The following is a 23,182-nucleotide window of genomic DNA, read 5'->3' as shown; positions in this document are numbered from 1 at the left end:
TTAGCAATAAGGAGGGAATTGAGAGTACTATCCCTCAAATAAGGAAATGTCAGACAAAGGTCTAGAACTGGTATGAACAGCTAATACACTAATATTCGCTTCATCAAAAATAACATAAATAATCCTATAATTTCTGAAAATAAGCTCCCTGACAAATCGGTTGTTTAATTCTGGAACAATTCTCCCGATTTCTGGAAATTGAGCTAATAAAATCTCTTTTGAAAAAATTAAATCTACCAGTTCTTCAGCAAATGTGGTTGAAGTTTCACTGTAAAACTTTCGGATTTCAAAAATATCTTCAACTGCTTGTTTGGACCATTTTACTTTGACCATTCTTTAATCAGTTTTTTCGCCTGATCTGATGTATAAGAATCCCCTTTCTTTGCCTGCTCCATGCCAACCTGAACTTTGTTAAGCAAGATCAATTTATCCATCAAATCATCAATGGAAAACTCATTTGGCATGGTTTTCAACGTTTCCAATACTTTCTCTTTTGTAATCATTTGGCAACTTTTTATCTAATATACTGCAATAAGCTAGAAAAATTGATGAAAATAGGACAAAATAAGAAAACAAGGATTTATATTAATTATAGAATGGCACCTTGAACTTTAAAAATCAGCTCATTGATTTGTACATATTATTGTACAATAAGTCAAATTGCTTAAATATGTAAAAAAGAACAACCATGGAAATCACAACTTATTCAAATTTCAGGCAACACCTCAAAAGCTTTTTGGATAAAGTATTCCATGACAGGTCTCCGCTTTTCGTTACAAGGGCCAATGGCGAAGACGTAGTGGTGATGTCCAAGGCGGACTATGAGAGCATGCTGGAAACATTTTATTTGTTAAAGAGCCCTAAAAACGCTGAGCGACTTTTGAGAGGAATAGAAGAATTTGAAAAAGGCATGGGAGAAGAAAAAAATCTTTTTGAATAATAATTATCACTTTCACCATGAAAATCATTTTTTTAAGCACAGGATGGGAGGATTACCTTTTTTGGCAACATACTGACAGGAAAACCCTCCAAAAAATCAACGAGTCGATCAAAGAGTCCTTGAGGACACCATTTGAAGGGACCGGAAAACCAGAACCCCTCAAACATGATCTTTCAAGTTGGTGGTCACGAAGAATCAATCTAGAACACAGACTGGTTTACAGAGTAGAGCTCAATTCAATATACATTCTTCAATGCAGGTACCACTATTAACCAGACTGTCAGAGAAATATTTAATTTCATAGGCCGAAAAACGATCTTATATCTTGAATCACGATTGATTTTTCATTTACAACTAACCGATCATTTTGTTCTAAAGTTAGAATAAAGCCCTTCTCCATTTCAAAAAAGTTCATCGCTTCTACTAACCCTTCCAATTCCCTATCCCTATTATCAGGATGCAGTCTCTCAGTAACTTGTATCAGCCATTTACAGACATTACCCTCAAAAACTACAAAATCACATTCCTTCCGCTCTTTGAAATAAAAGATTTTTTGATTTTGTTTTCTAAAATTCAAATAAACAAGATTCTCTAAAAGCCTACCCTTATCCTTTGTAAAACTCAAAGAATTAGATTTGGCAAATCCATTGTCGATGCAATATACTTTTTTAGGATTCTTGGAAATACTTTTAGACGACCAGCTGAAACGTGGAAGGAAAAACAGCAAGTAGGAATCTTCCATCCATGATAAATAATCTGATACCGTGCTCGGAGAACCTACATTGAAAGTTTTTCGAAGACCATTAAAACTCACCTCTTTTCCAATGTTTGAAACTAGGAACAGCGCAATATCCATCAGGACATGGGTATTTTTTATACCAAATCTAACCGCTATATCTCTATACAAGATATCTTTCAATAACATCTGAAGGATTTCAGGGTTTTGGTCTCTTAAGAATTCAGGAAATCCACCTTTGACAAGATAGTCATTGAAGTTTTCCTGACAATCATCTAGATCTAAAAAGGCAAGGTATTCTTGATATGAAAATGGAAAGACTTCATGACTGAGATATCGGCCAGTCAATCTTGTACCCATTTCCCTACTCAATAATGAAGCGTTCGAGCCTGTTACAAATACTTTCTCCTTTCTCTCGTGAAGCTGTCTGACAAAAATCTCCCAACCTTCCACATTCTGTATTTCATCAAAAAAATAAGCTTCTATTTCATCTCCCATAACCTCATCTAACTTTGAAAAATCCCCTACCCCAAAACCAAAAACTCTTGAATCCTCAAAATTAAAGTAGGCGACTTTTCCAAAATACTTTTTGACGATCTGTCTCATCAAAGTACTCTTTCCAGACCTTCTTATTCCGGAAATCACTTCAATATGAGAGGAAGACGGTTTGAATGTCTCTAACAAGTTACGATTGATCAAACCAACATCTCTGGCCAAAACTCGTTTCTGACCATTATAAGCTGCTTCTATATCTTCTTTAAACACCATGTTTACCAATGACTTACAAAACAAAGATAATATTTATTTTATAAAAATAAACTATCTTACGTTTGAAAAGTAAACATTTTTACGTTTACAACATAAATTATTAATCGCTTTTATAATTGAATCAAATTTCAAATTATTTCAACTATATCTTCTTTATCCTCTCCCCGAATAACTCTAGCATTTCATCATTAAAATCCAGATGCGTCACAAAACGGACCTGGTCTTTGCCGAACTTCACGGCTTTGATTCCATTTTCAGAAAGTTTAGACAGGAAGTCCTCAGGACTGATGCCCTGCAATCTCGCAATCACGATATTGGTCATCACAGGAAAAACCTCTGACACAAGCGGATGTTTTTCCAAGATTTGACCAATGGTCTTCGCCCTTGCATGATCCTCCGCCAAACGATCCACATGATGGTCTAATGCATAAATGGCTGCTGCTGCCAGGTATCCGGCCTGTCGCATGCCTCCACCAAAAGACTTCCTGATTTTTCTCGCCCTCTTGATGTCAGCTTTGGTTCCTAATAGCACAGATCCAATCGGGCAACCCAAACCTTTGCTCAAACAGATGGAAATAGTATCAAACTGAGCACCCCAGTCTTTGGTACTTTCACCGCTTGCCACTAAGGCATTGAACAGTCGGGCACCATCCAGGTGGAGTTTGATCCCATGTTTGTCGCAAAGGACTTTGATAGGCTTCACCTCATCCAAAGTATAAATGCTGCCTCCTCCCTTATTCATGGTGTTTTCCAGAGATACCAAAGTAGTCTCACAGGCATGCACATCATCTGGACTGATATTGTCCAAGACATCCTGGGCTGTGATTTTACCATAAGCACCTTCCAGGAGTTTGACCGATGCATGGGCATTGGCCATGATACCTCCTGCTTCATACAGATAGATGTGGGAATACTTGTGGCAGATCACTTCCTTTTGTGGACCCGTATGCAGCTTGACCGCTATCTGATTGGTCATGGTGCCTGAGGGGCAGAAAAGCCCGGCTTCCATCCCAAACATATCCGCCAGTTTTTGCTCGAGGGCATTGACGGTAGGGTCTTCCCCAAAAACATCATCTCCCACATGGGCTGACCACATGGCCTCCAACATGCCTTTAGTGGGCTTGGTTACGGTATCTGAACGTAAATCGATTATCATATATATTAGAAACAAGAGTCAAGATGCAAGAAACAAGATATTTTCATTGAGAACAAAGAAACGAGACTTTTCCCGCAATTGGTAAATAAAAGACTAAAGACCTTAGACATGAGACATAAGATGTAAGATTTGTTGAGACTTTTCGACAACTGGCATTCGGAATTTAAATTTTGGAATCTGAAATCGCCAATAGGATCGGTCCTTCAGACCTCTGGATGATTTCATTTTCTTTACCCAGCACTCCATCCTAGGCTATCACAGGGCAGCCTTTCAGGCCTATTTCCGAAATCCGCCTTTCGAAATCGCACTTAAACCTGATCTCTCGCTTTCCTTCTTCCTTTATTCTTAATTATTTCCGAAATCACACTTTCTATATCCGAAATCTCCCACAAGATCGGTCCTTCAGACCTCTGGATGGTTTTATTTTCTTTACCCAGGACTGCATCCTGGGCTGTCACAGGGCGGCCCTTCAGGCCCATTTCCGAAATCAGCCTTTCTTCTACTCCTATTCAGGTCTAGAATCAATATCTTGAGTCTTGAGTCTAATTTCTCGCTTCTAGTCTCTCGCTTCTTACCTAAAATACTTCAACTTGGAACTATTTTCCGGACTCAAGCCCACAATCGCCTTTGCTGCTTCTATCGGTCTGTCTGTAGCCAAAATATCCGCCCCATATTCAACAAACTCCACATAGATTTGGTCCCCACGGGCAATAGCACTGCGGTCCAAGTTGCCCAATACTCCTAAAATAGTGAAAACACCTTTCTCATGGAGCAATTCATTGAATTCCTTTGGACGCTCGGAAGTACCGGTAAAGGCAATCCAACGATCCACTGGAATCCCCGACTCCTCAAACCGCTGAAGTTCTTCCTCATTTCTGATGGTTACAGACAACATCAGTTCCGGGTGCAGTCTGTGCATTTTTTTAGCTGCCTCTACACTATAAGTGATTACCGCAGCATAGGGCTCGGCTTGATATCTTTTGATGGCATCTACGACCATTTCAAAAGGAACTTCCCTTTTGATGTCTACGGTGAATAAGGTTTTTCCTTTTCCCCAAGCCAGGGCATCATCCAAAGTTGGCACCCTAAAGGAAGTTTCATTCCCTTGATTGTCTACTAGGAAAAGCTCCCTTATTTCCTCAAAGGTATGGTCAATTACCTTTCCTTTCCCAGAAGTAGTCCTGTCTAAAGTATTGTCATGCATCAGTACCAAAACCGAATCTTTGGTCAAAGCCACATCAAATTCAATGATGGAGGGGGTATGCTTGAGGATATGTTCAAAAGTCTCTATCGCATTTTCAGGAAACCCCGGGTATGGCCCTCCTCTGTGCGCAGATACCATAGGGATTCTATCAAATGTCCAAGTATAAAAGTCCCTGACCTCTGCTACTGTTGAAAGTAGAATCTTGTGCTGAACATTTGAAATTGAGTCCTCATTTTGAGTTACTGACACCTCTTTTTTACAGGAAAAAAGGAGCATCAACATCAATAATCCGTAAATCTTATTCTTCATTTTTTTCTTTTTTAAACCAGAATCCGGAAGAGCGCTTTTGAAACAAAGTCTCCATGTCCTGGATTTCCAAATTCAGCGCTTTGGTGGATATCAATATTTCGATAAGGGAAATTCCCAGAGAAATCAATAGCGCCAACATACTGCCTATAAAGACATAGTTGGCGGCTGCTTGGGCTTCGATGAAGATCAGGTACATACAGACCACACATAGCAGAAAACTTAGCACCCCACAGAGCTGCATGTATTTGATCATGCTCAATCGCCTTTTCAGGTTGTGAATTTGTTCAATTATGATGTCTTCTTTAGGATTTTCTAAGTATTTTTTGTGAAGTCCCCGGATCAGGTTGGCAATGGCCAAAAACCGATTGGTAAAGGCCAGCATCATCAAAGTGATGGCCGAAAAAAGTAAGGCAGGTGTGGAGAGTTGGAGTTCCATAGGTTGAATAGATTTGGAAGTCCAAGTTGGGGATTTTGTTGTAAAAAAGAAAACCAAAGGCCAAGCCTTCGGTTTTCTTGATTTTGAATAATGTATTGATCATTTAGTACTGACAAAATTGATGAATTTATCATCTTTAATTGTGACCGAAGCATCCAAATACAAAAAGCTTCCATTTGATGGGCTCACGAACATGCCCAAATCAAATGAATCAATGAGTTCACTTTGAACTTTCCATTTCATTTCGTTCAGATCAAGCTGAAAAAGAGATGTAAATTCACGAAATCGGTCATTATTTTGATTATCATTAATAACAAAAGACAAAAACAACCTGTCTTCCTGGACAATTAAGTCACTTACTCTTGCGGAAATCTTACGATCTTGAACTGGAATTTCGCTAGGATAAAACTTATTTGGTAAATAAATCAAATCTAATTCTATATTATCTGGTCTGGGAATGGGTAAAGTTTGATAATTGTCAAAATTTGAGTCCAAATCATAAACTCTAATAAATTTTTCAAATGGAAAACATATATACATTTTATCTTGGCTAAAGTCAAAAGAGTAGTAATTGGCTGGTATAATGTGGCCAACTGGATTAGTCAATTGATTTGGATAATCGATTATCCTTTGCTCAAGTACGCCCTCTGCATCAAAGACCCCAATAAATTTACCTGAATTTTTATAATAATTTGAGTCTAGCAATGGGGTCCCTACAGGATTAAGCTCCACATAAAAAGAACCTTTGAAAAATTTAAATTTCCCTCCTGAAATTCTGAGAGAAGTACCGGTGTCAAGATTCAATGGAATCTCGTCCACGAATTCCTTTTCAATGAAGTTATAAACGAATATTTTGTTTTGCCTAGCTTCCAAAAGATAAACTATTGGAAAATCGCTGGCATCAAAAGATGAAAAGAAAAAAGACCTTTTGGGATTACCCCTTGGATTAATAAAATCAACCTGATTTCCATCCGAAATGGCATACATGGAAACACCTGAATACCCACTGAATACAATAATTATCGAATCCGCAGCCAATTGAACCTTATCAGGTTTTTGAAAAAAACCAAGGCCATCATTTATTTTCTTCGCTTCATCAATAATAAGTTCAAATTCTTCAAAATCAACCTGAAGATCATTATTATTATTACATGATCCGATACCAAAAACAAAAATTAAAAAAAAACAGAAAATACAGCGCTGTATCATAATGGTAACTTAATAAATTTTACTCTGATTCTTCTTCTTCACAAACCAGCATCCCTCCGCTTGTTCCGCAAGCCCACATTATACATCTGCCGCAATCATAGACATCACAGCCATGACTACTTCCGACCCAATTACAATCAGATGTAGATTGACCATTTACAGAATCGAAAGGCAAAAGAAAAAAACCAATAATTAAGATTGGTAATCCTAAACTATACACTAACTTTTTCATATTTAAACAAATTACAAGACCCATTGCAATACGCAGGCAGGATCGTGAAGCCTAATCAAAAAGATACCGGTAAAATTGATTTAGTTAAAAGTAGAAAAAAAACATTAGTTGTCAAGAGAATTTTAATATTTCTCTAAATATCAACTCTTTAAAAAGAAAAAACACAAGACCAATTGCTTGATCTTGTGTTTTAAGTAGCATGAAATTCTAATATATTAGATATGGATCACTTCTCCATAAGCAGCCGCAGCAGCTTCCATCACTGCTTCTGACATAGTAGGGTGAGGGTGAACAGTCTTGATCAGCTCATGACCGGTAGTCTCCAATTTACGGATGGCTACGATCTCTGCTATCATCTCGGTAACATTGGCTCCGATCATATGGGCACCCAAAAGCTCTCCATACTTGGCATCAAATACCAATTTCACAAAACCGTCTTTGGCACCTGCAGCAGAAGCTTTACCGGAAGCAGAGAATGGGAATTTACCCACTTTCACTTCATAACCTGCTTCTTTTGCTTTGGCTTCGGTATAACCCACTGAAGCAATTTCAGGTGAGCAGTAGGTACAGCCCGGAATGTTGTTATAATCCAAAGCTTCAGGATGGTGTCCTGCAATTTTCTCCACACAGATGATACCTTCTGCAGAAGCTACGTGCGCAAGAGCTGGACCTGTGGTCACATCACCGATGGCATAATAGCCAGGCATATTGGTTTTGTAGAATTCATCAGTTTTGATTTTACCTCTTTCAACCAAAATACCTACATCTTCCAATCCGATATTCTCGACGTTGGATACAACACCCACCGCAGAAAGCACCACATCACATTCGATGACAGATTCATTGCCTTTTTTATCCTTCACGGTCACTTTACAGCCTTTACCTTTGGTATCCACTGCTGTCACCTCTGTGCTGGTCATGATTTTGATACCGCTTTTCTTGTAAGTTCTCTCCAGTGCTTTTGACACTTCCTCATCTTCATTGGGCACGATCCTGTCCATAAATTCCACGATGGTCACTTCTGTACCAATGGAGCTGTATACATAAGCGAATTCCACACCGATGGCACCGGAACCCACTACAACCATTTTTTCAGGTTTTTTGTCCAACACCATTGCTTTGCGGTAGCCAATGATTTTTTCATTGTCAATTTTCAGTGCAGGAAGTTCTCTGGCTCTACCACCGGTAGCGATGATGATATGGTCAGCGGAATAAACTGTCTTCTTGCCGTCTTTATCTTCAACTTCCACTTTCTTGCCTGGCTGAACTTTACCCCAGCCCAGCAATTGGTCGATTTTGTTCTTTTTAAACAGGAACTGAATACCTTTGGACATGCCCGCAGCCACATCACGGCTTCTTTTGATCATACCGCCAAAATCCACCTCAGCACCTTTTACCTTGATGCCGTAATCCTCGGAATGGTTGATATATTCAAAAACCTGAGCACTCTTGATCAATGCTTTGGTAGGGATACAACCCCAGTTCAAACAGATACCGCCCAATTCAGCAGCCTCTACTACTGCAGTTTTCATTCCCAGTTGTGATGCACGGATCGCCGCTACATACCCACCTGGACCTGACCCTACAACAATCAAATCATATTTAGTCGAAGACATATTCTTAAAGTTTAATTTTTCAAATAAGCTACGCAAAAATAAGGCTTTTGGGCAGAGAAAAAAATGGAAATGAGATGTAAAACCGCCTAGGGCATTACATCTCATCCAATTAGGGGTTCAAACCCCAAAAACCGTTATATAGCCTGCTAAAGGATTAAAAATCCTTAAACTCCAGCTTTACCTGAGCGCCTACTTTTTCCTTTTGCTCCAATTCCAGCAACTTGGTCTTGCGCCACAAGCCGCCGGCATAACCAGTGAGTTGCCCGGATTTCCCGACAATTCTATGACAGGGCAACATAATCAGAATAGGGTTGGCACCTATGGCGGTACCTACTGCCCTTACCGCATTGGGGTTTCCAAGCTTCATGGCAATCTTTTCATACGTACTGGTTTGACCAAAGGGCACCTTATTCACTTCCATCCACACTTTTTGCTGAAATTCCGTACCTCCAAAGGCTACCGGAATATCAAACGTGTCCAATTTACCTTGGAAATATAAACCAAGCTGTATTCTCACGTCCATCAGAACGCCATCCAAAAAGGTGTCTGTCACGGGTTCGTCCGTAAACTGTAACCTGACCAGGTATCCATCCCAGGCTTCCGCCCGGAGATTACCCAAAGGAGTCTCCATCACTGCATATTCTATCATTGCTTTACTCTTTAAAGGGTTAGGATAATCAAACGTCAATCAATGTACACAAGGTATTAAGATATAACGGATTTGAACGGCTTTTGTCTTGAAAAAACGCTTTTATTTCAAAACATAGCAAAGTATTGAAGAAGCTACTGCGCACAAAACACCTCATACTGCCACACCATTAAAAGGATTAAACCTCCTCCTTCCTACCTGCATCCCCACCGCACGGCAGACTGTCTTGTCCCCATATTTCCCATTGAGCCGGTCCAGCGCCTGATAAAGCCTGATCTGCTCCTCGGTGTCCTCAAAGAGATTGATCTGATAACTGCCATGAACCAGATGGCTGAACCTCACCCCTATCAGACGGATGAGCAGACGGCGCGTGTACAGCTTTTTGAACAGCTCCTTGACGGTTTTGATGAGGTTATGGTCTGCAGAAGTATAAGGTATGCGCTGCTGTACCGTATGCGTATCAAAGTCCGAATAGCGGATCTTCACACTCACACAGGCGGTAAGCTGCTGCTTTTGACGCAGCTTGCCGGCCAATTGCTCCGTCATCGCTATCAGATTGGCCTCCAACATTTTTACATCTATGGTATCCTGCTCAAAGGTATTTTCCGAAGAAATGGATTTCGCTTCCGAATAAGGTGTCACCGGAGAGCGGTCTATGCCATTGGCCTTTTCCCAGATACTCAGGCCGTTTTTACCAAAAGTAGCCTCCAGCAACTCTGCCGGCATAACCTGCAGGGTCCTGACAGTCTTTACTCCCATATTGTACAGCGTAAGGGAGGTCTTCTCACCGATCATAGGAATCTTCCGGACGGACAAAGGCGCCAAAAACGGCTTCTCCGTACCCCTAGGAACCTCCTTGGCATTGTTGGGCTTGGCTTCTCCCGTAGCCACCTTGGACACCGTCTTGTTTTCCGAAAGCCCTAAAGAAATCGGAAGCCCGCTCTCCTTGAGAATCCTTTCCCGAAGCTCCTTGGCCATCTTGAAGCAGCCAAAAAACCTGTCCATTCCTGTGTAATCAATATAAAACTCATCAATGGATGACTTCTCAAATAAGGGCACCTCCTCCCGGATAATCTCTGTAATCTCATGGGATTTCTGACTGTATTTCTCAAAATCCCCCCTGATGATCAAGGCCTCCGGACAAAGCTGCCTTGCCGTACGCATGGGCATGGCCGAATGTACCCCAAACTTCCTCGCCTCATAACTGCAAGAAGCCACCACTCCCCTGTCCCCAGATCCTCCGATGAGGATGGGCTTACCATTTAACCTGCTGTCATACAGCCGCTCCACCGATACAAAGAAGGAATCCAAATCCATGTGCACTATCGTTCTTCCACTGTCCATAATGTCAATATTTTTAACATTTTAATGTTTATAATTTAGACATTATTCCCTATATTTGAACAGAAAAATCACAAATCAGGACAGTACTTGGCAGAAAAAATGTACCTCAACGCAAACATCAAGTTTTTACGGAAGCAAAAGTCCCTTACCCAGGAAACCCTGGCCAATGCCATCGGGATCAGCAGGTCCAAACTCGCAGGATATGAACTGAACATCAGCCCTCCTTTGGAGACGATCATTCAGTTTGCGGATTACTTTGGCGTCTCTATAGATATTCTTTTACGCAAAGAACTGGCATCACTCTCAGAATATAAACTCCGGCAGCTGTTGGAGACGGATCAGTTTCTCCGTGGCCGCAACCTCCGTATCCTGAGCACTACGGTGGACAGGGAAGGACGCGAATTGATAGAGGTAGTATCCCAAAAAGCCAAGGCCTCCTACCTGGCCGGTTTTGCTGACCCGGATTTTATCGGAGAACTACCCAGATTTTCCCTGCCATTCCTTCCCCAGGATAAAAAGCACCGGGTATTCCAAGTGGATGGGGACTCCATGCTGCCCATACCGGAAGGCGCTTGGATCATCTGTGAATATGTGGATGACTGGATGGGTATCAAAGACGGGGAAAAGTACGTTATCGTCACCGAACAGGACGGGGTAACTTTCAAAATTGCCTATAACCAGATCAAAGAAAAGGAAAGACTGCTCCTCTGTTCTGCCAACCCCATCTATAAGCCTTTCTATGTAAACATCGCCGATGTAAGGGAAGTCTGGCGTTACAGACTGATGATGGTGTGATGGGCAGCAATAATTTCGACTAAAATGCTGCAAAATCTGCCCAGAACCGTGTAGCCCTTTCAGCATCCATCCTACCGTCAAAAATAACCATCCTGTATTTCAGGACATAGCTTTCCCCATGCTTCAACTCTCTACCTTCATATCTTATAGGGGTAATATTGACAAACACATTTGCTTTGCCTTCATTGGAATCTTCAGGCCACACTCGGAGTGGCTCCGGATGGGCCCAATTTTGCGGATGGCTGAGCAACAGGATGCCACTTTGACCTGAGCTATCTCCAGAATCCCCACTGATCATTACCCATTTGGCAGTCGAACCATCAGCAGCACCCCACTCAAGCCCTTCTGAAGTCATGATGATACTATTCCCGGGATGCCAGGATTCCACCGCCCTAAAACCAAGTCCACCACCGTACCGATATTCTTCCAACCGTATACCCTCAGGCAAAGCAACGGAAACTTTACTTGAATAATCTACCAGATAAGCCCCCTCTTTAGGTTGCCAAACCCTAATCGCCAGTTCTTCATACATGGCCAGTTGTGGTCCGCTTGGCGATAGCAGATCCATGTGATGCTGACCTACAAGCAACTCTAAATACCCCTCTTCTTCCTTCATTGAAAGGATTTGGTCGAAATCCACCCTACCCTTACCATCTCCCAAATTCCAGAAGTCCACCTCTCTCCCTTGTACTGTGGTCTTGGTCCAGGGTCCCCAAATCCCATAGTGATGATAATGACCTGAAGGCTGAATACGGGTAAGTAATTGACCAGAGAGTGTTCGCAGTGGATGGATAAAACCGGACTTCTTGAATTCGGAATTCACCCCTTCCTGCACATCTGCCATTGCCGTCTGATAAGTCAACAATAGTTTGTCTCCAAACTTAAAATCCACTCCGGTGGTCGTTTGGTCTAAAGTAAGCTTTTGAGAGAACCCTTTGACAGACCACAAGATGCTGCACAGCGCAAGACATAAAATCCTTTTGAAAATCATGGGATTTTGGTTTTATTGATGGAATACTTGACAATTTATAAAAATTCAATGAAGATCTCACCGATCAAAGACAGTCTGCAAAAACCGGAAAAATCTAATTAGCTTAGAGCACATGGGAAGGATAAAGTGAGGTATTACTCTCCAACCTCAATGCCCAGCATTTTGAAAATCCGGACTTACTCCAGTTCTTTTTGAATGGTTTGCAATATGTAGTGGGAGATGTGGATTGTGACGATCGGCCTTTTGGGTAATAGCCTCCTGCTTGAAAGCCAGGATTGCAGCAGTCAGTGTAAAAATCAAAATCGGAAGAAAAAAGATGGCTAGGATAGCCTTTTTGATCCAGGGTTTCATGGCTCATTTGGGATTTCATACACAAACGATAAGCACACTAGAGATGGTTACACTGTAAATAAAAAAACCTTTGAGGTCTTTCTGACCTCGAAGGTTTACAACAGAAACTTTTATTCTAACAAAGACCTTCGAGGTTTGGCAAACCTCAAAGGTCTGACTTTAACCTTTATACGGCAATTGATACACCCTTTCTCCTGTCAGCTTGTAAATCGCATTACATAATGCCGGAATGAAAGGAGGCACAGGAGGCTCTCCCACTCCAGTTGGTTTTTCCATACTTTCCACCAAATGCACATGTATTTTCTTGGGTGATTGAGGCATTCTAATGACCTCATACCCATCAAAGTTGTTTTGCTGTACTTTACCCTTTTCAAAAGTAATGGCAGAGGTCAGCACCAAGCTGGTTGCAAATTGTGCCCCACCTTCAAACTGTGAACGGATCCTGTCAGAATTGACACCGATTCCGCAATCCACCGCATAATGGACTTCCGGAATAAGAATCTGTCCATTATTCCCTCTTTCTACTTCTACGATACATGCCACATAAGTCAGGAAGCTTTTATGAACAGCAAATCCTATTGATTTTCCCGCAGCAACAGCCTCCTTCCAATTGGCTTCTTTGGCCACCCTCTCGATTACGCCTCTTAATCTTCGGGTGTTCCATGGGAATTTATCCAAAGGCTCTCCATAATTACCAAAATCCCCTTTCAATTCTCCCTCAAAAGTCAGGTTTTTATCTTCTGCCAACATCCCCATAAGGAAATCCACAGGATCTGCGCCCTTGGCTTCAGCTACCTCATCCAGCATACAATTGATGGCAAAGGAATGGTGGATATTGCTCACCGAACGCAACCACCCGATTCGGGTATGCGCTTTGGATTCATGTGTTTCGATCCGGATATTGGGTACCTCATAAGGAAAATCAATACAGCCCAAACCTAACTCACCATCTGATGGATGAAGTTCATCAGCATTTCCTGTCGCTCCGATAGCCGGAAATACTGTATGGTGATTCCAACCACTTAGGTTGCCATTTTTATCCAGCACTGCTCGGATCCTTTGCGCACTTTGGGCATGGTAGAAGTCGTGATGGAGATCATCTTCCCTCGTCCATTGTACCCTTACAGGTGATTTAGCAGCCCTGGACAGCAGTGCAGCTTCCACCACAAAATCAGGTTTGGATTTTCTGCCAAATCCACCCCCCAACAACGTAACATTCATTTTAACATTTTGGTAATCAATACCCAATGCCTGCCCAACAGCTTGCCTGGCCCACTGCGGATGCTGGGTCGGTGCCCATACTTCACATGTACCATCTCCCTTAAAATCAGCGATGGCTGCAGGGGGCTCCATGGTACCATGGGCATAAAATGGTGCCAGATAGGTTCTCTCAATGATCTGTCCAGAAGCCTGTCTGGCAGCATTGAAATTCCCTCTTTCCCTTCTGACCATTCCATTTCCGGAAGTACTTTTGATCATTTCTTCCAATTGTCGAGCTGAGGAATAGTCCTGATTAGGCCCCAAATCCCATTCAATCTCCAGTGCATCCCTGCCTTTCAAAGCCGACCAAGTATTATCGGCGATAACGGCAACACCTTCCAAGGCCTTGTCCAAACCCGGAGGAATTCCTGAACCATCGATTTTGACCACCCTGTTAACCCCAGGAATTGCCAATGCTTTTTCATCATTATAAGAAACTACCTTGGCCCCGATGACAGGACTTCTTTTGATCACAGCAATCTGCATATTGGGCAAATCCACATCTGCCCCATACACAGCCTTTCCTGTAGACATATCCTTGGCATCATAGATGGCCACGTCTTTTCCGATCAATTTATACTCCGCAAAGTCCCTCAAAGTGATACTTTCAGGTTCTGGCATTTGCATTTCTCTGACAGATTCTACCAAATCGCCGAATTTGATCTTTTTGCCAGAAGCACTCACCACTTCTCCATTGGCGGTTTGGCAATCTGTTGCATCTACACCCCATTTTTGGGCAGCAGCAGCGATCAGCATATGTCTGGCTGTGGCTCCAGCCTTGCGCATGGGCTCGTAAAACATCCTCACAGAATAAGACCCATCGGTATTTTGGTCCCCGTATTTTTCTTCATCACCTTCCGCCTGCACGATTTTCACTTTACTCCAATCTGCACCCAATTCATCGGCTACAATCATGGGAAGGGAGGTACGGATACCGGTACCCATCTCAGATCTATGGGCAATAATGGTTACCTGATTATCAGAGTCAATACTGAGGTACACATTGGGAGCAAAGGTAATGGTCTCCCCTTTTGGACCGCTGCACTGAAAGTTAACGCCCAACAGGAATCCACCGGTAGCGAGGGAACCTATTTTTAGGAAATCCCTTCGGGAGGGAACAAACACTTTACTTTTATCTTCGGGGGATTTGGTTTTCAGAAATGGAAATTTAGGCATCATAGCTTAATTTTTTTAGGTCAGAAATAATTAGGATTTGGAAGCTGTCATGATGGCATCTTTGATACGGTTGTATGTGCCGCACCTGCAAATGTTACCTGCCATCGCTGCTTCTATCTCTGATTCCGAGGGGCTTGGATTTCTTTTCAGCAAAGCTGCAGCACTCATGATCTGTCCTGTCTGGCAATAGCCACATTGTGGCACCACATGCTCTACCCATGCTTTCTGAAGAGGGTGTTCCCCCTCCTTGGAAAGTCCCTCAATCGTAGTGACTTTCTGGGTTCCTACTTCAGATACCGGAAAACTGCAGGACCTGATGGCTTCCCCATCCAAATGCACTGTGCAGGACCCACAAAGTGCCTGTCCACAGCCATATTTTGTGCCTTTCAAAGAAATAATATCCCTTAAAACCCATAAGAGCGGCATCTCAGGATCGGCCTCTACTTGATATTTTTTCCCGTTGACATCGAGTGTGTATTTTTCCATTTTCAAGCTGTTTATTTCAAATGTTGTTGGTTTCAAAATTATAATCTCATTCTTTTTTATGCACCAATCAGGTTCCATTCTTTTCTGTACGGCCTCCACAGCAATCCATTCGCTTCATCATCTCCTTTGAAAAGCTCAGGCGGATAAAATCTCGTCTATTGAAGTTTGGTCCCATAGGGGATTTGTTTTGGATCATTTAATTTAATGTGATTTTTGTCCCAAAGAAAACATTGGATGATTTTTATTTTAGCAGATTATTCAAAATCAGTATTCTCATTACCAGTCAAAACCAGAATTATGTATGGTCAAACAGATTTTCAGATTTCAGATCAAAGCATTTGACTTTTTAGATGAAAGGTGGGAAAGTGCGCCTGTCAGTAAGACCATCAGCAATATCGTAGTCGCTTTTTTTATGGCCGGCCTATTTATTGGGTTACTGAGTCATTTGGACATCATCCATCTTGGAGAAAATTTTACTGCATTTTTCGCTATCGAACTTGCATTCAATGTGCTTTTGATTTTCGAAGTTTTGGGACTGATCTTCCTGATCCCAAAGTCGGTAGCGGATTCTGTGGGAAAACAGTTTGAAATCATTTCTTTGGTATTGCTGAGGGATGCTTTCAAGGAATTTGGGCATTATCTGGGAGAAGTGAATTGGAAGATAGAGTTCCTTTTAGAGTTATTGCCTATTGTCTCGGATGCTTTTGGAGCGATCATTATTTTCTTGATCACCGGTTTGTTTTACAGGGCCCAAAAACATATCCGCATCACCAAAAGTCATGAGGAGCAAAAAAACTTTATCGGTATCAAAAAGCTGATTTCCATTTATCTGACTTTAACCTTTTTAGCCCTGGGAGTATATGACCTGATTTCCGCTTATCAGAACATGCAGTTTATTTACAGCATCAAGTTGTTCTATACCCTGTTGATCTTCACAGATGTATTTATCCTTTTGTTTTCCCTGCGGTACACCACCAAGTATTACAACTTATTCAGGTATTCCTCTTTTGCGTTGGCAACCATTTTCCTACGCTTGACCTTATCTGCCCCTGCTTATTACAATGTGCTGTTGGCAGTAATCGCCGGTTTGATGGTCTTGGGGGTAACCTTTATTTACAACAAGCTCTTGTCCAAACTTCCCAAAGAGGTAGAAATAGAATAGTTTGAAAAAAAATCAAAAAATAAGTCCCTGATTTTGAATTGGAATTAGGGTTTTAGCTGTTAAAAGTCATTTTTTTTAAGGTTCGCATTTGGAAAAAATACATCAACCTGCTAAGTTTGCATCACGTTAAACAAAAGCAGTTAACGAAACATTAAAATTCCTCCTTAGCTCAGCTGGTTAGAGCACATGACTGTTAATCATGGGGTCCTTGGTTCGAGCCCAAGAGGGGGAGCTAATGAGAAAAAGAGGTCAGAAACGACCTCTTTTTTGTTTTTATACTCATCAAAAACCCCCTCTACACCCATTAAAACGGACATTTCTAAAGTGAAGGGTGTGGTTGCAACATCGAAATCTAGATTTTCAATTTTTTCCTCAAAGATGCAACCGAGAATCTTTTTCTTGGTTTTTCCATCAGCCTTCCTCCAAAAACTAGGAAGATTTTCAATCAAAGGGAGCGTTTTATTCAGATATTCCTTAAAGGGAGATTTCTCCGACTCCAGACTTCTTATGTTTTCTTCCACCTTGAAGAGGTCAGATTCTATCCTTTTCTTGATTTCCTTGAAATCCTCTGAATCTATTTTCCCATCAATAAATGAGTCCTGAAGGATGATTTTTCTCTGAATCAATTTTTCCTGCTCAGTCTTCAGTTTATTAATTTTTGATTTTTGACCAGAAAAGTCTCTCTCCATGATTGTTTGAAGAGCACTTTTATAAACGAGTACCATAGCAGCGGTAAGTGAAATTTTACTTAGGAGTTTTTCAACTTTATCATGTACTTCCTCAACTCTATGTCTGAAACAATTCTTCTTGGTACAGATATAATAATGGTAATGTAATCTCTGACCATTCCCTCCTCTAGCCTTATAAGCGGTAATTGTACGACCATGTTTAGAACATTTGATAAATCCCTTCATAGGATATAAATCAGTCTTATCTGAATCGTAATCCATCTGACGTACCCTTCCATCAAGAACCATATTTGCCCTCTTGAAAACTTCTTCTGATACTAAGGGAGGATGAAGACCATCCACTATTTGTTCAGGTTCCTTCTTCCAAGCCTTAACAAAAATTTTTCCCATGTAAGCAATATTTCTCATGGTGTGATAAAAAGTTTGTTTAGGAAGTAGAAACCCTTCCTTACCTAACCATAACCTCACATCATTTGCAGAATATAGTCCTGTAGCCAAACGTTCAAAGGCCATTTGGATATATTTGGCTTTGTCATTTGGAGCAAGTGTAGATTTGTTATCTGCCGTTCTAACACATGAATAACCTCTAGGAGGTGAACCAGTCCAACAGCCCTCGAAACGGGCTCTTCTTGAGCCTTCAGTAGTCCTTGCTGAGTTCTTATCATTTTCCACCTCAGGTAAAGTAAGATACAGTGATAAAAGAACCTTAGAGTCCGGGTTCTCAATATCAATTGGTTGTTCTACTGTGTTAATCCTGACTCCCAGGCTGCTTAGTTTTTTGATTTCGTCTAAGGCATAGTGGAGATTTCTGGACCACCTATCCCAACGAAGACACAAGACTTGGTCAACTTTACCCCTATTCTTTTTCAGGTAGTTCAACAACTTCATCCATTCAGGGCGATTGAAATCCTTACCCGAATAGTCTTCTGTGTATACATCAATGATTTCAAAATTATTGAATTTGCAGTATTGACTTATAACCTGTTCTTGATATTGGAGGCTATACCCATTTTCTGCCTGCTCATCGGTACTGACTCTCTTATAGATGATAGTTTTCATATATTTTCTTCTTTTATAGTTTCGAATTCGATAGTAGCTAACTTATATAAGAGATTGTAAATCTGCGCTATCTCCTGTTCTGAAAGATTTGGATTTTCTTTCTTCAGTATTTTCAATGATTCTTTCTTGTTTAACATGATAATATTTGTTCAAAGTGAAACATATACTCCCCCGATAATTCAATAAGTAATTTATAAACATATCAGGGGAGTGACTTATTCAACTACTTTTGAGATTTTGGTGTCAAAAACTTTTTAGCAATTTTCATTGTCTCCTCAGTGGTCCCTTCCAGATTACTAAATGTTTCTGGAGTAATTCCGCAGTCAATAAGTATTTTATGAGCTTTCCTTATAATTTGTCTTTTAGCTCTTTCATTTACTTTGGCCTTTTCCTCGTCATAATCTCCAAACCAATCTCTTCTATACCTGTACCCATTATGCCCCCAACATTTATCCCAATAGGTAATTATGTTGTGGCGATAGTGAGTAATTAGATTGGCTATCCATAGTGTTCTTTCATCCGATTTAAATACTTCTGCCAGATATGGTGATTGTTTAATTTTTCTATTGGATATCGGACAGATTTGTTCTTTGAGATACCTTAGGTTATCTTCTTTGGTAAGAACATCTTCGTTATATGTATTACTGTTCATGTTTTCCATTTTTAGGCTGCGTTTTTAAAATATTGATTTTCAATCCTGTGTAATTCTTCACCTGGAATTTCCTCTTCTAAGGCATGATTAAGACGTTTTTTAGAAAATTCGATGGACTTTGGGTCGGTATCATAACCGACCCCATTTCTCCCAAGTCTAATTGCAGTATCTAAAAAGGTCCCACTTCCTGAAAATGCATCCATTACAATGTCTCCCGGGTCAGTCGTCATCAAAATCGGGATGATGGCGAGGTAATCCGGTGAAGGAGCAACATGAATGTAGTTTGGGTCAATTTTTTTCAATTTTGACCAATTGAAAATCGAACCCTCGATGATACCCTGTACTTTTTGACTTTCTAAAAAGTCAGTTAATGAAACTCTTGGTCTTTTAAGAGAGAACTTAGGTTTTTTTGATTTTTTATCTCCTGAAATCTCATCATTACATCCAGTTTGGACCGTGATATTTTCATCTTCAGACCAAAAGACAAGCTCTTTGAATTTGAAGTTTTTTGGGTTTTTGACGAAGTGAAGAATTTCCTCCGTTACTGGTCTTAACCGTTTGATATTTCCTTGTGGTTTCGCATTGGTTTTTTTCCACTTGATGGTCTGAACTAAGTGCCATCCATCTTCAACCATTGCGATTATAAGTTTGCTGACTGTAAGTGAACTCACCCCATTTTTATATGATTCTGCAACGTTGATAAAGAGTGAACCATCATCTTTCAGGACTCTTTTGAACCCCCTGTAGAACTCAATACTTCTTTTTACATATTCATCAGGATTAGATTCCAAACCAAAAGGAATATCAGCAGGAGAAACACCTTCAGGGTAAATTCTCATATTGAAGTAAGGAGGAGAAAAAATTATCAATTGAATTATTTTTTTTTCTAGGTCCGATAAGTCTTCACATGATTTATTGAAAAGAAGATATCTGTTATTATATCCTGCATCCAATGACTTCATGATTGAAGTTTCTTCTTGTCTCTCCTTAACTGACTCCTTATATATTTTCATCAGGTTGAAGGCATTGGAAATGGACATTCCTTTGTTCTCAATCTTATCAATTAGTCCAAGTCCCTTAACTTCTTCATTCCCATTCTCCTCGAAATCACTTATTTCTATCAATTTCCTGAGGGTTGATGAACAGAAATCAAGTCCAAGAATGGCACAAGCAATTTGATACCTGTCTTTACCGGCAAACCCATAATCATTCTCAGTCAAATCTAGACCTACTACAGACTTTCTCTTTTTACCCTGAGATTTTCCCAAAATCCCAAGTATGAATTTTGCCTTTTGAATTTGTTCTTGTATAGACCTTTTGGTCTTTACATTCTTGATGATATGAATATCACCTAATTCATCGTCAGAGTAGTTAAATACCTCAATCCTGATTTTTTCCCAACCTAATTCCTGAGCTACTTTCAATCTTGAAATCCCATCAAAGACAAAATAGAAATCTCCTTTTTTGACCACAGCAATCGGGTCTATTTGACCAAATTTTTCAATGGTAAACTTTAGACTATTAAGGTTTTTCTTGATGTAAGTCAACCCAGCAGAATGGTGGATTTTTACCTTGTCAATTGAAACATCATAAACAGGTCTGAATTTCACTGGTCTCAATTTCGTTGGGTCCAGATTCTCAGGAAACTTCTGTTGAATCACAGGTGCTGACCTGTAACCATAATCATCAATCATCTTTGTACAAGAAAATTGAGAGTTCTTCAATTCACTTAGGTTCTTTTCAGACACCTCTTCTACTTTGATAGTAGGAATGGACACCTCGTGGGTATCTTTCTTTTTTGGTTTGTACATGATTTTTAACTTTAGTTTATTTGGATGTTGTTACTTTTTTCAGGTCAACCGAATAAGCATAGGAATCCCTGTAGAGGTATTTTTACCCCTAGAATTGTTTATATAATTGATTTATTGAGATTGTTGTGAGTTTTTTAAGGTCAACAAGGTTTTCAAAAAAAAACCCACTAATCCGGGTATTGTTGGTTGTACTCTTTGAGACTTTCTTCTCGTATTTTTTCTATTCCAAGTTTCAAAACCTGAGGGTCTTTTTTACCTCCTTCAAATTCATCCAACCTACCAAGAGATTTGACATATTTTCTTTCTCTATTTCCTTTTTCGTTTAACCAAAATCCCCTAGCAGTTAGGTAAGTGATTTTTGATTTGGAGTGAACACTAGTAGCGATTTGGATATCCGGTTGAATCACCAATTTCAGTTTTTCCATTTGAAGAAAGTGCTTGGAAACTAGAGAACTAAAGTCACCGATATACTCATAATCTTTGTACAATTCAGTATCCTTCTTTAATGAAGTGAAATAAATCTTTAGGAGTTTCTTTTTTAATTTTTCCAACCTAATATGAAGATGGGTTAAAGACTTATCCTCAATAACCTCCTTTTTAAAATCATTTTGTAAAACCAGTTGAATGAATTCATTGGCCATAGCCTTCTCTTTCAACTCCATATATTGTGTCATATAATCTTTGATTAGGCTGTTATTCCAATCAATTTTTTTACCCTCATCTCCAGTCAAAAGGAGAAGGAGTAAACATTCGATGACTGGTGTATTCGTGACTTCAATTAGTAAATCCATGATTCCTATTATTTTGTTGTTACAAATCTAGGAACAACAAAAATGTTATGCAAGGGATTTTCACAACATTTTTAAAAAATTATATGAAAAAATTTTAATATGCTGTAAATCAGCTAATAAAATTTAGGAATTGATTCTTAAATAATCTTCTACTTTTTGAGTTTTTATGGAATCCTTCTTCATTAGAAGTAGGTGGTTATCCTGATGACTACCTTCTTCAGCACATGAATCTGAGTCTGCAAAAATCACAAAACAATTTTTTCCAGGATTTTTAGAGCTTCTATAAACTATACCATCAATCCTATGTCCTTTTTTAGTAAGAACATATCTGAAATATTCGGTTATGATTTGAGAGGGAATATATTCAATACTATCCTTTTGTTTTCTGTAGTCTACAGGTTTTGTTATTTCTTCCACGAACCTTTTAATGAAAATAGAAGCCTGCCTATTATGGATATTATTTTCATCAAAAAAACCAAAGGTTTTTGGATTTCTTAAATCAACCAAAGTGAGAGGTTTATTGCACGTAAATTCAGCAACACTTAAAAAATCCTCTGATTTTCTTTCTTCCAATACTTCTTTTATTGCAGTAATTGGGCACTCCCCTCCATAAAACATTGAGATACCCTCAGGACTAAACCTATTGGACTTGGCATGCTGAGGGGGCGGAGAACAAATGTTTTCTGAAGATGTGACCTCTTTGATGTCACTATGTTGTCTCGCTCTATATAAAAGCGGAGATTGATTAAATAAGTCCTCATTCAATGGAAATCTTACGAACATTTTATGCCCAGAAATATAATTTCCAATCTCTTCTAAAATTTTAACAGGCCTACTTAAACTTCTATAATTTTCTTTGTCTTCAAAATCATAAAAAAGATACCTGATTTTATTTTTAACCAAATCTGAAAATGTTTCCCAAGTGTAAATAAGGAATTCACTTTCTTCATGTTCTCCAGTTTCTGCCCAAAAATTATCTTCTCCTAACGCTTTAATAATCATATCAACCAACGCTTCATCGCATTGTATTTCAATTTCTTCATTAATTAATTCCCAGGTTGACCAATGTAAGCCAATCCATTCTCCTGATTCACTATCGTAAGGTAGAATTTCTTCTAAATATCCATAAGTTGTATTTATGCAATTATTGATGGTTTTAAAAAGTGATGTAAAATCAATTAAAAAAGGGGTGTCAAATGACCAATCTTGATAGTTTTCACCGCAAATTGAACATTCACCAAATTGTCTCCCCTTACTTCGAATAAAACTTTTTAAGTCCTCATCATGAACATGTTTATCACAAACAATAAAGTCCCGATATTTTAAAGGTTCTATATCCTGAAGAAAGTCTCCCATGATT

At 39.8% G+C, this 23,182-nt stretch carries 24 protein-coding genes and 1 tRNA gene; 5 read left to right on the top strand and 20 right to left on the bottom strand.

The window, feature by feature from the left end:
• Positions 1 to 27 precede the first annotated feature (27 nt).
• Together ACFFIP_RS14225 and ACFFIP_RS14220 are read right to left on the bottom strand one after the other, a co-directional pair.
• Positions 28 to 333, bottom strand: coding sequence for a type II toxin-antitoxin system RelE/ParE family toxin (locus tag ACFFIP_RS14225; protein ID WP_382388357.1), 306 nt, complete (start codon positions 331 to 333; stop codon positions 28 to 30).
• Positions 321 to 503, bottom strand: a complete 183-nt coding sequence (locus ACFFIP_RS14220) for a hypothetical protein (protein ID WP_009185091.1) — start codon at positions 501 to 503, stop codon at positions 321 to 323. The genes ACFFIP_RS14225 and ACFFIP_RS14220 overlap by 13 nt, the downstream gene beginning before the upstream one ends.
• Before the next feature lie 185 nt (positions 504 to 688).
• On the opposite strand from ACFFIP_RS14220, the gene ACFFIP_RS14215 reads away from it, so the two are divergent.
• Complete coding sequence (locus tag ACFFIP_RS14215; protein WP_382388356.1) at positions 689 to 940, top strand: type II toxin-antitoxin system Phd/YefM family antitoxin; 252 nt, start codon at positions 689 to 691, stop codon at positions 938 to 940.
• A gap of 17 nt (positions 941 to 957) precedes the next feature.
• Positions 958 to 1,212 carry a Txe/YoeB family addiction module toxin gene (locus ACFFIP_RS14210; protein ID WP_382388355.1) on the top strand — a complete coding sequence of 85 codons (255 nt, stop codon included), beginning with the start codon at positions 958 to 960 and terminating at the stop codon, positions 1,210 to 1,212.
• Positions 1,213 to 1,238: 26 nt separating this feature from the next.
• Here ACFFIP_RS14210 and ACFFIP_RS14205 read toward each other — a convergent pair whose 3' ends face one another.
• The 9 genes from ACFFIP_RS14205 to dinB form a co-directional block, all read right to left on the bottom strand.
• A complete protein-coding gene (locus ACFFIP_RS14205) occupies positions 1,239 to 2,444 on the bottom strand; it encodes an ATP-binding protein (RefSeq protein WP_382388354.1) in 1,206 nt (401 codons plus the stop codon).
• 142 nt (positions 2,445 to 2,586) lie between these two features.
• Entirely contained in the window at positions 2,587 to 3,600 is a 1,014-nt protein-coding gene (locus ACFFIP_RS14200) for a threonine aldolase family protein (RefSeq protein WP_382388353.1), read from the bottom strand.
• Between the two features lie 571 nt (positions 3,601 to 4,171).
• Positions 4,172 to 5,113, bottom strand: coding sequence for a glycerophosphodiester phosphodiesterase family protein (locus tag ACFFIP_RS14195; protein ID WP_382388352.1), 942 nt, complete (start codon positions 5,111 to 5,113; stop codon positions 4,172 to 4,174).
• Positions 5,103 to 5,549, bottom strand: a complete 447-nt coding sequence (locus ACFFIP_RS14190) for a DUF2721 domain-containing protein (RefSeq protein WP_382388351.1) — start codon at positions 5,547 to 5,549, stop codon at positions 5,103 to 5,105. The genes ACFFIP_RS14195 and ACFFIP_RS14190 overlap by 11 nt, the downstream gene beginning before the upstream one ends.
• A gap of 99 nt (positions 5,550 to 5,648) precedes the next feature.
• Complete coding sequence (locus tag ACFFIP_RS14185; protein ID WP_382388350.1) at positions 5,649 to 6,368, bottom strand: hypothetical protein; 720 nt, start codon at positions 6,366 to 6,368, stop codon at positions 5,649 to 5,651.
• Positions 6,369 to 6,777: 409 nt separating this feature from the next.
• Positions 6,778 to 6,990 carry a hypothetical protein gene (locus ACFFIP_RS14180; RefSeq protein ID WP_382388349.1) on the bottom strand — a complete coding sequence of 71 codons (213 nt, stop codon included), beginning with the start codon at positions 6,988 to 6,990 and terminating at the stop codon, positions 6,778 to 6,780.
• A 215-nt stretch (positions 6,991 to 7,205) separates the two neighbouring features.
• Positions 7,206 to 8,606, bottom strand: a complete 1,401-nt coding sequence (gene lpdA, locus ACFFIP_RS14175) for a dihydrolipoyl dehydrogenase (RefSeq protein WP_382388348.1) — start codon at positions 8,604 to 8,606, stop codon at positions 7,206 to 7,208.
• Positions 8,607 to 8,760: 154 nt separating this feature from the next.
• Entirely contained in the window at positions 8,761 to 9,255 is a 495-nt protein-coding gene (locus tag ACFFIP_RS14170; RefSeq protein ID WP_382388347.1) for a methylated-DNA--[protein]-cysteine S-methyltransferase, read from the bottom strand.
• Between the two features lie 153 nt (positions 9,256 to 9,408).
• On the bottom strand, positions 9,409 to 10,599 hold the full coding sequence (gene dinB, locus ACFFIP_RS14165) for a DNA polymerase IV (RefSeq protein WP_382388346.1): 1,191 nt from the start codon (positions 10,597 to 10,599) through the stop codon (positions 9,409 to 9,411).
• A 99-nt stretch (positions 10,600 to 10,698) separates the two neighbouring features.
• On the opposite strand from dinB, the gene ACFFIP_RS14160 reads away from it, so the two are divergent.
• Complete coding sequence (locus tag ACFFIP_RS14160) at positions 10,699 to 11,394, top strand: XRE family transcriptional regulator (protein ID WP_382388345.1); 696 nt, start codon at positions 10,699 to 10,701, stop codon at positions 11,392 to 11,394.
• Positions 11,395 to 11,413: 19 nt separating this feature from the next.
• Here ACFFIP_RS14160 and ACFFIP_RS14155 read toward each other — a convergent pair whose 3' ends face one another.
• The 4 genes from ACFFIP_RS14155 to ACFFIP_RS14140 form a co-directional block, all read right to left on the bottom strand.
• Complete coding sequence (locus ACFFIP_RS14155; protein ID WP_382388344.1) at positions 11,414 to 12,385, bottom strand: DUF6807 domain-containing protein; 972 nt, start codon at positions 12,383 to 12,385, stop codon at positions 11,414 to 11,416.
• Between the two features lie 147 nt (positions 12,386 to 12,532).
• Positions 12,533 to 12,736 carry a hypothetical protein gene (locus ACFFIP_RS14150; protein ID WP_382388343.1) on the bottom strand — a complete coding sequence of 68 codons (204 nt, stop codon included), beginning with the start codon at positions 12,734 to 12,736 and terminating at the stop codon, positions 12,533 to 12,535.
• Between the two features lie 159 nt (positions 12,737 to 12,895).
• The gene (locus tag ACFFIP_RS14145; RefSeq protein WP_382388342.1) at positions 12,896 to 15,175 is read right to left on the bottom strand and encodes a xanthine dehydrogenase family protein molybdopterin-binding subunit; all 2,280 of its coding nucleotides are present in this window, start codon (positions 15,173 to 15,175) and stop codon (positions 12,896 to 12,898) included.
• A gap of 27 nt (positions 15,176 to 15,202) precedes the next feature.
• On the bottom strand, positions 15,203 to 15,658 hold the full coding sequence (locus ACFFIP_RS14140; protein ID WP_382388341.1) for a (2Fe-2S)-binding protein: 456 nt from the start codon (positions 15,656 to 15,658) through the stop codon (positions 15,203 to 15,205).
• Positions 15,659 to 15,959: 301 nt separating this feature from the next.
• Between ACFFIP_RS14140 and ACFFIP_RS14135 the strand changes: the two genes are divergently transcribed.
• Together ACFFIP_RS14135 and ACFFIP_RS14130 are read left to right on the top strand one after the other, a co-directional pair.
• Positions 15,960 to 16,820: a hypothetical protein gene (locus tag ACFFIP_RS14135; RefSeq protein WP_382388340.1), complete on the top strand. Its 861-nt coding sequence runs from the start codon at positions 15,960 to 15,962 to the stop codon at positions 16,818 to 16,820.
• Positions 16,821 to 16,978: 158 nt separating this feature from the next.
• A tRNA-Asn gene (locus ACFFIP_RS14130) sits at positions 16,979 to 17,052 on the top strand.
• Here ACFFIP_RS14130 and ACFFIP_RS14125 read toward each other — a convergent pair.
• The 5 genes from ACFFIP_RS14125 to ACFFIP_RS14105 form a co-directional block, all read right to left on the bottom strand.
• The gene (locus ACFFIP_RS14125; protein WP_382388339.1) at positions 17,018 to 18,568 is read right to left on the bottom strand and encodes a recombinase family protein; all 1,551 of its coding nucleotides are present in this window, start codon (positions 18,566 to 18,568) and stop codon (positions 17,018 to 17,020) included. The two genes, ACFFIP_RS14130 and ACFFIP_RS14125, sit on opposite strands and share 35 nt — an antisense overlap.
• 223 nt (positions 18,569 to 18,791) lie before the next feature.
• The gene (locus ACFFIP_RS14120) at positions 18,792 to 19,220 is read right to left on the bottom strand and encodes a hypothetical protein (protein WP_382388338.1); all 429 of its coding nucleotides are present in this window, start codon (positions 19,218 to 19,220) and stop codon (positions 18,792 to 18,794) included.
• Positions 19,221 to 19,231: 11 nt separating this feature from the next.
• Positions 19,232 to 21,031, bottom strand: coding sequence for a DNA methyltransferase (locus tag ACFFIP_RS14115; RefSeq protein WP_382388337.1), 1,800 nt, complete (start codon positions 21,029 to 21,031; stop codon positions 19,232 to 19,234).
• 167 nt (positions 21,032 to 21,198) lie between these two features.
• On the bottom strand, positions 21,199 to 21,822 hold the full coding sequence (locus tag ACFFIP_RS14110) for a hypothetical protein (protein WP_382388336.1): 624 nt from the start codon (positions 21,820 to 21,822) through the stop codon (positions 21,199 to 21,201).
• 123 nt (positions 21,823 to 21,945) lie between these two features.
• Positions 21,946 to 23,178: a HEPN-associated N-terminal domain-containing protein gene (locus ACFFIP_RS14105; RefSeq protein ID WP_382388335.1), complete on the bottom strand. Its 1,233-nt coding sequence runs from the start codon at positions 23,176 to 23,178 to the stop codon at positions 21,946 to 21,948.
• Positions 23,179 to 23,182 lie beyond the last annotated feature (4 nt).

It is taken from the genome of Fontibacter flavus, assembly GCF_042432905.1.
GTDB lineage: Bacteria > Bacteroidota > Bacteroidia > Cytophagales > Cyclobacteriaceae > Fontibacter > Fontibacter flavus.
This window is presented reverse-complemented; position numbering and strand designations above follow the sequence as displayed.

Coding starts and splice junctions, on each gene's coding strand:
- ACFFIP_RS14225 (WP_382388357.1), bottom strand. CDS start 333: ATGGTCAAAGTAAAATGGTCCAAACAAGCAGTTGAAGATATTTTTGAA.
- ACFFIP_RS14220 (WP_009185091.1), bottom strand. CDS start 503: ATGATTACAAAAGAGAAAGTATTGGAAACGTTGAAAACCATGCCAAAT.
- ACFFIP_RS14215 (WP_382388356.1), top strand. CDS start 689: ATGGAAATCACAACTTATTCAAATTTCAGGCAACACCTCAAAAGCTTT.
- ACFFIP_RS14210 (WP_382388355.1), top strand. CDS start 958: ATGAAAATCATTTTTTTAAGCACAGGATGGGAGGATTACCTTTTTTGG.
- ACFFIP_RS14205 (WP_382388354.1), bottom strand. CDS start 2,444: ATGGTGTTTAAAGAAGATATAGAAGCAGCTTATAATGGTCAGAAACGA.
- ACFFIP_RS14200 (WP_382388353.1), bottom strand. CDS start 3,600: ATGATAATCGATTTACGTTCAGATACCGTAACCAAGCCCACTAAAGGC.
- ACFFIP_RS14195 (WP_382388352.1), bottom strand. CDS start 5,113: ATGAAGAATAAGATTTACGGATTATTGATGTTGATGCTCCTTTTTTCC.
- ACFFIP_RS14190 (WP_382388351.1), bottom strand. CDS start 5,549: ATGGAACTCCAACTCTCCACACCTGCCTTACTTTTTTCGGCCATCACT.
- ACFFIP_RS14180 (WP_382388349.1), bottom strand. CDS start 6,990: ATGAAAAAGTTAGTGTATAGTTTAGGATTACCAATCTTAATTATTGGT.
- lpdA (WP_382388348.1), bottom strand. CDS start 8,606: ATGTCTTCGACTAAATATGATTTGATTGTTGTAGGGTCAGGTCCAGGT.
- ACFFIP_RS14170 (WP_382388347.1), bottom strand. CDS start 9,255: ATGATAGAATATGCAGTGATGGAGACTCCTTTGGGTAATCTCCGGGCG.
- dinB (WP_382388346.1), bottom strand. CDS start 10,599: ATGGACAGTGGAAGAACGATAGTGCACATGGATTTGGATTCCTTCTTT.
- ACFFIP_RS14160 (WP_382388345.1), top strand. CDS start 10,699: ATGTACCTCAACGCAAACATCAAGTTTTTACGGAAGCAAAAGTCCCTT.
- ACFFIP_RS14155 (WP_382388344.1), bottom strand. CDS start 12,385: ATGATTTTCAAAAGGATTTTATGTCTTGCGCTGTGCAGCATCTTGTGG.
- ACFFIP_RS14150 (WP_382388343.1), bottom strand. CDS start 12,736: ATGAAACCCTGGATCAAAAAGGCTATCCTAGCCATCTTTTTTCTTCCG.
- ACFFIP_RS14145 (WP_382388342.1), bottom strand. CDS start 15,175: ATGATGCCTAAATTTCCATTTCTGAAAACCAAATCCCCCGAAGATAAA.
- ACFFIP_RS14140 (WP_382388341.1), bottom strand. CDS start 15,658: ATGGAAAAATACACACTCGATGTCAACGGGAAAAAATATCAAGTAGAG.
- ACFFIP_RS14135 (WP_382388340.1), top strand. CDS start 15,960: ATGGTCAAACAGATTTTCAGATTTCAGATCAAAGCATTTGACTTTTTA.
- ACFFIP_RS14125 (WP_382388339.1), bottom strand. CDS start 18,568: ATGAAAACTATCATCTATAAGAGAGTCAGTACCGATGAGCAGGCAGAA.
- ACFFIP_RS14120 (WP_382388338.1), bottom strand. CDS start 19,220: ATGAACAGTAATACATATAACGAAGATGTTCTTACCAAAGAAGATAAC.
- ACFFIP_RS14115 (WP_382388337.1), bottom strand. CDS start 21,031: ATGTACAAACCAAAAAAGAAAGATACCCACGAGGTGTCCATTCCTACT.
- ACFFIP_RS14110 (WP_382388336.1), bottom strand. CDS start 21,822: ATGGATTTACTAATTGAAGTCACGAATACACCAGTCATCGAATGTTTA.
- ACFFIP_RS14105 (WP_382388335.1), bottom strand. CDS start 23,178: ATGGGAGACTTTCTTCAGGATATAGAACCTTTAAAATATCGGGACTTT.